Origin of the sequence: Streptomyces sp. NPDC047002, assembly GCF_040704505.1 — a bacterium.
In the GTDB taxonomy this organism is placed as follows: domain Bacteria; phylum Actinomycetota; class Actinomycetes; order Streptomycetales; family Streptomycetaceae; genus Streptomyces.
Genome location: NZ_JBEYWC010000059.1, coordinates 1 through 9,518 on the forward strand (window position 1 = coordinate 1; position 9,518 = coordinate 9,518).

6 protein-coding genes are annotated in these 9,518 nt (G+C 77.2%); 2 read left to right on the plus strand and 4 right to left on the minus strand.

Annotated elements, in window-relative coordinates:
- Positions 1-94: 94 nt before the first annotated feature.
- The 4 genes from AB0910_RS30840 to AB0910_RS30855 all read right to left on the minus strand — a co-directional run bounded on the left by AB0910_RS30840 (position 95) and on the right by AB0910_RS30855 (position 5,452).
- On the minus strand, positions 95-1,441 hold the full coding sequence (locus tag AB0910_RS30840; protein WP_366747971.1) for a PrsW family intramembrane metalloprotease: 1,347 nt from the start codon (positions 1,439-1,441) through the stop codon (positions 95-97).
- A 202-nt stretch (positions 1,442-1,643) separates the two neighbouring features.
- Positions 1,644-2,393, minus strand: coding sequence for a tRNA (guanosine(46)-N7)-methyltransferase TrmB (trmB, locus tag AB0910_RS30845; RefSeq protein ID WP_366747966.1), 750 nt, complete (start codon positions 2,391-2,393; stop codon positions 1,644-1,646).
- 95 nt (positions 2,394-2,488) lie between these two features.
- Complete coding sequence (gene lhgO / locus AB0910_RS30850) at positions 2,489-3,703, minus strand: L-2-hydroxyglutarate oxidase (protein ID WP_366747967.1); 1,215 nt, start codon at positions 3,701-3,703, stop codon at positions 2,489-2,491.
- A gap of 174 nt (positions 3,704-3,877) precedes the next feature.
- Positions 3,878-5,452: a sporulation protein gene (locus tag AB0910_RS30855; protein ID WP_366747968.1), complete on the minus strand. Its 1,575-nt coding sequence runs from the start codon at positions 5,450-5,452 to the stop codon at positions 3,878-3,880.
- Between the two features lie 673 nt (positions 5,453-6,125).
- Between AB0910_RS30855 and AB0910_RS30860 the strand changes: the two genes are divergently transcribed.
- Both AB0910_RS30860 and AB0910_RS30865 read left to right on the plus strand, forming a co-directional pair.
- A complete protein-coding gene (locus AB0910_RS30860; protein ID WP_366747969.1) occupies positions 6,126-8,234 on the plus strand; it encodes an asparagine synthase-related protein in 2,109 nt (702 codons plus the stop codon).
- Positions 8,235-8,355: 121 nt separating this feature from the next.
- A partial coding sequence (locus AB0910_RS30865) for a BTAD domain-containing putative transcriptional regulator (protein WP_366747970.1) occupies positions 8,356-9,518 on the plus strand: 1,163 nt, incomplete at its 3' end.

Below are 9,518 nucleotides of genomic sequence, written 5' to 3' on the forward strand. Positions count from 1 at the left end.
TCCGCGTCGACTCACTCCTCCGCCTTGCGATCGCACGCACCGGACCACCCCGACCCCGCCCTCCGGGCGGACGACGCTCTTTTGAAGACACTCCCTAGGCGGCGCGGTCCGGGTACGGAGCGGCGCGCGGGCCGGGGGAGTCGCGGGCCGGGCAGCGACCGTACGCCGTGGTGCCGCGGGCGGAGTGCGGCGCGCGTGCGCCGCGGCACGGGCCGGCCGCCGCGTGGCCGCTGCGGGGCGCAGCCGGGTGCTCGCGGTACGGGTTGTACGCCAGGTAGTCGCGGTGCGGGGGCGGCGCGGCGATCCGGCCCGTCACCCGCGCCGCGTGCAGCAGCGCGGGCTCCGCGGGGCCGCGGCGCTCGGCCATCCGCTCCAGCAGCTCCCGCTCGCGCGCGGGGAAGCCGGGCACCGGGGCGCCCCGCTCCAGCCGGTGCCGCAGCAGGGCGAGCGCCGTCGCGGCCCGCCCGTACTCCACGACGGCGCGCGCGGCCGCGGCGCCGTATGTGCGGCCCGCGTAGTCCCGCGCCGCCGCCCGCGCCCGCATGGACGAGAGGGCCGCGGGCGCCGCGGGCCCGCACCAGCCGGCCGCGACGTACGCGGGCAGCACCGCGGCGACCGTCCGCAGGCCGTGCTGGCGCGCCCCTATCGTCACGCCCGTCACGAGACCGAACACGGGCACCATGAACAGCGCGTAGACGACGTAGAAGCCGTAGGGGCCGAAGGCACCCGACGAGCTGTTCCACAGTGCGTGCAGGCCCATCGCGCAGACCAGCCCGGCCGGCGGCGGCAGCAGCCGCTTCAGCCGGGCGTGCCGGCCTGCGGCCAGGGCGGACAGGCCGAAGCCGATGCCGGTGAGCACGGTGAACAGGGGGTGCGCGAACGGCGAGAGCACGATCCGTACGAAGAACGTCGCCACGGTGAAGGACGCCAGGCCGGTGCTGCCGAGCACCTTGTCCTCGCCGAAGGCGTTGCCCAGGTAGAGGATGTTCTCCGTGAAGGCGAAGCCGGTGGCGGTGAACCCGGCGAAGACGACGCCGTCCGCCACTCCGGTGAAGTGGCGCCTGCGGAAGAGGAAGAGCAGCAGGACCGCCGTGCCCTTCGCGCTCTCCTCGACGACCGGCGCTATGGCCGTGGCGCCCAGCGACTCGGCGCCGTGCGGGTCGGCGGTCGCGGTGGCGAGCCACTCCGTCGCGAAGGAGTTCGCGATGATCGCCACCAGCGCCGCCGCACAGGCGCCCCAGGCGAACGCGAAGAACAGGGTGCGCCAGGGCGCGGGCGCGACGCGGTCGACCCAGCGGAAGACGGCCATCAGCACGGGCACGGGCGCGGCCGCGAGGCCGAGGCCGACAAGGAAGCCCTCCGTGCCGGTCTGGTCCCGCACGAGGGCGAGGATCACGACGCCGCAGACGGTGAGCGCCCCGACCAGCACGCCGGCCCGCACGCCGCGCCGTGCCCAGAGGCCGCGGGCGCGCTGCCGGAGCGCGCGGGCGCCTCGGCGCGCCGCGGGCGGCCGCGTCAGGACGTGCGGGGTCGGTCGGCTCACGTACCGACCCTAACGACGGGCGCTGACAACGGCGATGGGGCCTCGGGCGGCCAGGGGGCGCGTGAGCGGGCGCGCGGCGGCCGTCCCGCGGCCCGCCGCGTCAGTCGCAGGACCTGCGGAACAGCAGGTCACGCACCACGTGGCCCTTGTCGAGCCCTTGTCCTTCGAAGCGGGTCAGGGGCCGGAAGGCGGGCCGCTCGGCGAAGCCGCCGCCGGGCGCCGTGTTCTCGAACGCGGGGTGCGCGGTGAGCACGTCGAGCATCTGCTCCGCGTACGGCTCCCAGTCGGTGGCGCAGTGCAGCACGGCGCCGGGAGCCATTCGGGTGGCGGCGAGATCCAGGAACTCGGGCTGGAGGAGGCGCCGCTTGTGGTGGCGCTTCTTCGGCCAGGGGTCGGGGAAGTACACGCGGACGCCCGCGAGGGAGCCCGGCGGCAGCATCTCGCGCAGCAGGATGACGGCGTCGCCGTTGGCCACGCGCAGATTGGTGAGCCCCGCGCGCTCGGCGAGCGCGAGCAGGTTGCCCTGGCCAGGGGTGTGCACGTCGACGGCGATGAGGCCGGTCTCCGGCTCGGCCTCGGCCATCAGGGCGGTGGTCTCGCCCATGCCGAAGCCGATCTCCAGCACGACGGGCGCGCCGCCGAAGACCGCGTCGAGGTCGAGGACCCGCTGCCCGTCCACGTCGAAGCCCCACGCGGGCCACAGCCTGCGGATCGCGTCGGCCTGCCCCGCGGTCACCCGGCTCCTGCGTGGCTGGAAGCTGCGGATGCGGCGCTCGAAGTGATCACCCGCGGGATCGGCTGCGGGCCCTCCGTCGGGGAACATGCGGCTCGGCGTCTGCGACTGGGACATGGTGCCCCCATGGTAAACGCGCCCGCCCGCCCCCTCGGGCCGGCGCCGGATCCCGCGCCGGGCCCCGGGACCGGCCAGGACGGCGCCCGCGCAGGTCAGTCCAGGGCTTCGAGCGCCCAGCGGGCGACCGCGCGGCCGATGGGGAGGGAGGCCGTGGCCGCGGGGGAGGGGGCGTTGAGCACATGGACGGCGCGGGGCGCCCGGCGTATCAGGAAGTCGTCGGCCAGGGAGCCGTCGGGCAGCACGGCCTGGGCGCGCACGCCGGAGGCGGCGGGCCGCAGGTCGGCGTCGGTGACCGCGGGCAGCAGCCTGCGGACCTCGGCGGCGAACGCGCGCTTCGCCAGCGAGCGGTGGACCTCGCCGGCCCCGTACCGCCAGTGCCTCGCGGCCATCCGCCAGGCGCCGGGCCAGGCGAGGGTGGTCGCCACCTCGCGTGGGCGCACCGTGGACCAGCCGTATCCCTCGCGGGCGAGCGCGGGGACCGCGTTCGGCCCGACGTGCACCCCGCCGCCGTCGACGCCGCGCGTCAGGTGCACGCCGAGGAAGGGGAAGGCCGGTTCCGGCACCGGGTAGACCAGGCCCCGCACCAGGTCGGGCCGCGCCAGCTCGTAGTACTCCCCGCGGAAGGGCACGATCCGCATGCCCGGGTCATCGCCCGTGAGCCGCGCCACCCGGTCGCACTGGAGGCCCGCGCAGTTCACCAGGGCGCGCGCCCGCAGGATCTCGCCGGGCGCCGTGCGCACCGCGACGCCCCACGGCCGCCGGTCGACCGCGGTGACGCCCGCGCCGTAGCGCACCTGCGCGCCCGCGTCCGCCGCCGACCTGGCGAGCTGCCCGGCCACCGCCGCGTAGTCGCAGACGCCGGTGGTCGCGACGTGCAGCGCCGCCACCCCGCGCGCCTCCGGCTCGTGCTCCCTGATCTGCGCGGGGCCCAGCTCGCGCACGGGGATGCCGTGGGCCCTGCCGCGCTCGGCGAGCGCGCGCAGCCTCGGCAGCTCCTTGCGGTCCTTCGCGACGATCAGCTTGCCCGTCACCGCGTGCGCGATCCCGTGCTCCCCGCAGAAGCGGACCATCTCGGCCGAGCCGCTGAGCGCGTACCGCGCCTTGAGCGAGCCCGGCGGGTAGTAGATGCCGCTGTGGATGACCCCGCTGTTGCGCCCCGTCTGGTGGCGGCCCGGGCCCGGCTCCTTCTCGACGACCGCCACGCGCACGCCCGGCGCGGTGCGCGTCAGCGCGTACGCCGTCGACAGGCCGACGATGCCGCCGCCGATCACCAGTACGTCGCAGTCGAACCCCGCACGCGCGGCCATCCGCTCACCTCCCACCCCGATGGTGCACCCCGCCGCCGACAGCGGCGGCGCGGGGGCGGTGAGCGGGACCCGCCGACGAGCGGAACCGGCCGCGGGGAGCCCGAGGGCCGCGGGCGCGCCGGACCGGACCACGGGCGCGCGAGGACTTTGACCGCGGCCGCGCGAGGACTCCGGCTACGCGGGCGCCATCAGCAGCGGCCGCGCGCGCTCCCGCAGCTCCGCGACGCGCGGCTCGTCCCCGTACGGTTCGAGGCGGTGCAGCAGGTCCCGTACGTACTCGGTGGTGCGCGCGGACGAGATGCGGTTCGCGACCTCCACCGCGCGGGTGCCCGCGGCGCACGCCGCGTCCAGATTGCCCGACTCCAGCTCGGCCACGGCGCTCACCACGAGGCGCAGGCCGTGCGAGCGCACGAACTCCTCCGTCGGCTTGGACAGCGCCTGCTCCGTGAACTGCCTTACCTGGCGCGGCAGTTTCAGGTCCCGGTAGCACTCGGCCGCGTCCGCCGCGAACCGGTCGTACGAGTAGAAGGCGAGCCACGACGGGTCGGCGTCGCCCGTGCGCGAGCGCTCCAGCCACCCCTCGGCGGCCTTCAGCGCCGCGCCCGCCGCCGTCGCGTCGCCCGCCTTCGCGTGCGCGCGCGCCTCCACGAGGCGGAAGAAGCTCATCGTGCGGGCCGTCGCCAGGCCCCTGTTGCGCTCGACGGCGGCCTGCGCCAGGTCGACGCCCTCGTCGGCGAAGCCGCGGTAGGTGGCCTGGAGGGACATCGACGCGAGGACGTACCCGCCGAGCGGCACGTCGGCGGCGGCGCGGGCCAGCCGCAGCGCCTGGATGTAGTACCGCTGGGCGGCCTCCTGCTGGCCCGTGTCGAAGGCCATCCAGCCGGCCAGCCTGGTCAGTTCCGCGGTGGCGCCGAACAGGCCGCGCCCCACCTCGTCGCTGTACGCGCCGAGCAGCAGCGGCGCCGCGTCGACCCGCAGGCACTCGGGGACCATCGAGGAACGCCAGTCGCCGCCGCCGTACTTGGAGTCCCAGCGGCGGGCGTCGGCCGCCGCCTCGCGGAGCTTCGCGACATCGCTGTGGCCGACTCTGAGCGGTGCGGCGCCCTCCGCGCCGTCGGCCGCCTGGCCTTCGGCGGGCGCGGTCTCGGCCGCCGCCGGCTGCTTGACCAGGCCGGCGCCCGCCGTGGTCGGGCCCGCGGGCCCCCGGCGCGCCGCCCTGCCGCGGCCCGCGTCCCCGCCGTGCGCCCCGCGCGCGGCCAGTGCGGTGGACGTGTCGCGCGCCACCGACGAGTCGGCCGGGGTTATCAGCCAGCGCGAAGCGGGCGTCGCGTACGCGCTGACGGAGAAGGAACCAGCCAGCGACTGCCAGATGCCGCCGCTGCCCGCCCTGCGGCCCGCCAGGTCGAGGCGGTACAGCTCGGTCGCCGTGCGCACGGCCTGCCCGACGTCGCGCGGGAACGCGAGCCCCACCTCAGGCGCGGGATCGGCGTCGGCGAGCCCGATCTCGTGCAGCGGCACGGGCCTGCCGAGCTTCGCGCCGATCGCGGACGCGATGAGGTGCGGGGCGGCCCCCTGCGGGACCATCCCCTTCGACACCCACCGCGCCACCGACGTCTTGTCGTAGCGAAGCGTCAGACCGCGCTGCGCCCCGAGGTCGTTGACCCGGCGGGCGAGGCCGGCGTTGCTGATTCCCGCGAGGGCGAGAACCGTGCCGAGCTTCTCGTTCGGCCCGCGTAGCTCCCTGGACATGCGCCACCCCTCGACACGCAGACGGCCGCCGCGTCGCGGCATAGGCGCGCGGCATTCGTAAACCCAGCGTAGTTCGACACATCCCGACCGTTAAGGGGCGGACTTCCGGATGGCGGGAATGTGGCCCGTGCGCACGGGAGTTCCGCCGGGTTCAGGACGGCGGCGCACGCCGTCGCACGGGCGGTGCGTGCTCCTCGCGTGTGGCCGTGCGCCCGGCCGTGCGCCGTGGCCCGAAGCGGATGAGAGCGCTTCCATTGTCCTGCGTGGGTCGGCCCGCTGCGCACTGGAACCAGCGGGCTGGGGGACATCCGCTGCCTCGAATCCCCGCGGGCGGCGGACCGGTCCGGGAGGCGCGCGGCGTCTCCCGGACCGAGCGTGCGTACGCTGCGAACGCGCCGGGGCGGCGCCGCGGCGCGCCGCACAGGGCGCCGGAGATTGGCCGAATGACGTCTGTCTCCGCGCGGCGTGCGGCCCGCGGATCGAAGCCCGGCGCGGACGGCGGGGGACGGAACAAGCCGTCAGGCAAGGGGTCGAATCCGGCCAACCGGTGCATGCCAGGGGCGCATGCATCTCCGGACGCACGCCACCGTCCCCCCTCCTGTGCGCCGTTGTCATGGCAGCATGGTCCCGAACGGGCGACGGCCCGGATGGTCCACAGGGTGTGGAGGCGGCGATGCGCTGGCTGGTGGGGTGGAGCAGTATCGCCGCGCACTTCGGCACGGTCGGCGCCGTGGACGCCGTCACCGACGCGGGCGACGGCGGCACGATCACGCCCGTCGGCTCCCAACTCCTGTGGGGCGACCCCGATCCGCTCTGGGCGGTCGGCGACTGGCGCCCGGACGAGGTCCGCGTCGTCTCCGTCGACCCCTTCAACCGCCTTGCCGTACTGGGCTGCTGCGGCGCCACCGACGACGAGCTGCGCCTCGGCATCGTCGCCGCGCGCGGCGGCGCCCTGCGCCACCTCACCGCCTGGCCGGGCAGCTACACCGCCGTCGCGCAGATCGGGCGGCGCGTCACCATCGCGGGCGACCTCGCGGGCGCCCGCCCCGTCTTCCACACGCCCTGGGCGGGCGGCACCGCCTACGCGACCGCCGCCCTGCCGCTCGCCGACCTCATCGAGGCGCAGCTCGACGTCGGGCACCTCGCCGCGGTGCTCGCCTGCCCCGAGACGCCCGAGGTGCTGCGCGACTCCACGCCGTACGAGGGCGTCAGACGGGTGCCGCCTGGACACGCCCTCATCCTCCGCGAGGGCTCACGCGAGATCACCGGCTACGAGCAGGTCTCCTCCCTGGCAGTCGCCGCGCCGCAGCGCGACCCGGAGCGCGCGATCGAGGACGTCGGCGAGGCACTCGTCCAGGCCGTGCGGACCCGGCTCACCGCGCCCCGGCACGCCCCGGAGGCACCGCTGCCCGACCCGGGGCCCGTGCCCGGCATGGGCCCTGCCGACCGGCGGGCCGCGCGCGGCGCGCCGCTGCCCGGCATCGGCGCCGACCTCTCGGGCGGCTCGGGGTCCGCCACGCTCGCGCTGCTCGCCGCCGGGCTGCCCGGCGCGCCCGGCACCGTGCTCGGCCACGGCACGGGCGCGGGCGAGCGCCTCCTCGCCGTCACCTTCAACGACCTCACCAAGGGCGGCCGCGACGAGGCGGAGCTTGAGCGCGCCGCCCTCATCGCGGAGAACCCGCGCCTCCACCACGTCGTCGTCACCGGAGGCGCCGAGGCCCTCCCGTACGCCGACCTCGAAGGCCCGCTCACCGACGAGCCAGGCCCCGCGCTGGTCAGCGCCGCCCGGCACAAGCGGCGCCTCGCGGCGGGCAGCGCCGACCACCTGACGGGCGCCGGCGCGCGGCAGGTCCTCGACGCCCACCCCGCGCGCCTCGCCGACCTGCTGCTCGACCGCCGCAGACGCCACCTCCTGCACCCGGTCGCCGAACTGGCGCGCTCCGAGGGCGCTTCGCCGTCGTCCCTCTTCGTGCCGCTGACCGTCTACCGCGCGGCCCGCCGCCTCGCCCGCACCCCGTACAGGACCGGCATGGAGGACGCGGCCGCCCGGCTCCCCGAGGTCAACAGGGGCCTCCCGCCGAACGGTTACGGCGGCCCCGTCGACGCCTCGCTCGCCGCCCTCACCTGGTCGCGCCCCGGGCCCGCCGCGCGCTGGCTCACCGGCGAGGCGCTCTCCCAGGTCGCGAGGCGGCTGCGGACCGCCGCCACCAGGCCGCAGTCCGTGCAGCGCCCCGGCGAGGCGCGCGCCAGGGCCGCGCTCGCCCGCTACGCCGCCGACCACCGCGTCTTCGAGCAGGCAGCGGAGATCCGCAGCCAGCGCCTGCACGCGCCGTTCCTCGACAACCAGGTCGTACGGGCCTGCCGCGAGCTGCCGGAGGCGCTGCGCGTCCAGCCGGACGCCCGCGCCGAGATCCTGCGCACGGTCCTCGCAGGCACCGGCATCCACGACCTGCCGCCCGGCTGGGGCGCCACCTCGCGCGCGACCTACGCGGCCGTCCAACGGGTGGGCCTGCGCGCGGCGATGGGCGAGCTGGTGAGCCTCTTCGACGCGCCGCTGCTCGCCGACGCGGGGATCGTGGAGGCCCGCGTCGTGCGCAAGGCGCTGCGCGCCGCGGCCGACGGCGAGCCGGTCCCGCTCGACGGCCTCGCCGACCTCGTCTCCACCGAGCTGTGGCTGCGCCGCCTGCTCTCCCGCCGCGGCACCTGCTGGACCGGCACGGCCGCCCCGCGCCGCCGCGCGGTGGCAGGCGGCGTGGTGCCGCGGCCGACCTTGCGGGCTTGAGGGACGTTCACGGGCCGGGGCCGGGGCCGGGGCCGGGGCCGCGTGCGGCCGCCCGTCGGCGGAACGGCCGCTTCCGGGCCGCCCGGGGGCCGGTGTCGGCGCCGCACGCCACAATGACCCGGTGCGGTACTTCATCCTGGGCGCCACGCAGGCGCGCGACGAGCGCGGCCTGGCCGTCCCCCTCGGCGGCGCGCGGCTGCGCGCCCTGCTCGCCGCGCTCGCGCTGCGCCCGGGCCGTACGGTCCCGGTGGCCGACCTCGTCGCCGACGTCTGGGCGGACGACCCGCCGCAGGACTCGCCCGCCGCCCTCCAGGCGCTCGTCGGCCGGCTGCGCCGCGCCCTCGGCAGGGACGCCGTCGTCTCCGCCCCCGGCGGCTACCGCCTCGCGGCCGGCCGCGAGGACGTCGACCTGTACGGGTTCGAGCGCCTCGCCGACGAGGGCGCGGCCCAGCTCGCCGCAGGCGACGCGGAGGGCGCGGCCCGCACGCTGCGCGAGGCGCTCGGCCTGTGGCGCGGCCCCGCGCTCGCCGACCTGCCGGACCGGTCGGGCGGCGACCACGGAGTCCGCCCGGAGGCACGGCGGTTCGCCGCGCTGCGGCAGCGCATCGAGGCCGACCTGCGGCGCGGCAGCGCGGACTCCGCGCTCGCCGAGCTGACCGCGCTGACCGCCGAGCACCCCTACGACGAGCCGCTGCACGCCCAGTTGATCCGCGCGCTGCGCGACGCGGGCCGCCGCGCCGACGCCCTCGCCGCGTACGAGCGGCTGCGCAGGACCCTCGCCGACGACCTCGGCACCGACCCGGGCCCCGAGCCCGCTGCCCTGCACGCCGCCCTGCTCGCCGAGCCCCCGCCGAGCCGCGCGCCGGCCCCTGACGCGGACCCGCAGGGCCAGGCGCGCGGCAACATCCGCCCGCGCCTCACGTCCTTCGTGGGCCGCGAGCGCGACATCGCCGACCTGCGGGCCGACCTCGCGCGCTCCCGCCTCGTCACGCTCACGGGACCCGGCGGCTCGGGCAAGACCCGGCTCGCGGAGGAGGCCGCACCGCCCGGCGCCTGGCTGGTCGAACTGGCCCCGCTCGACGACCCGTCCGCCGTGCCGGGCGCGGTCCTCAGCGCCCTCGGCCTGCGCGAGACCCAGCTCGCGGCGCGCGAGGACCGCGCCCCCGTACGCCGCGACGCCACCGCACGGCTCGTGGAGCATCTGGGGCGGCGGCGGATGTTGTTGGTGTTGGACAATTGTGAGCATGTGGTGGGTGCGGCGGCGGAGTTGGCTGAGGTGTTGTT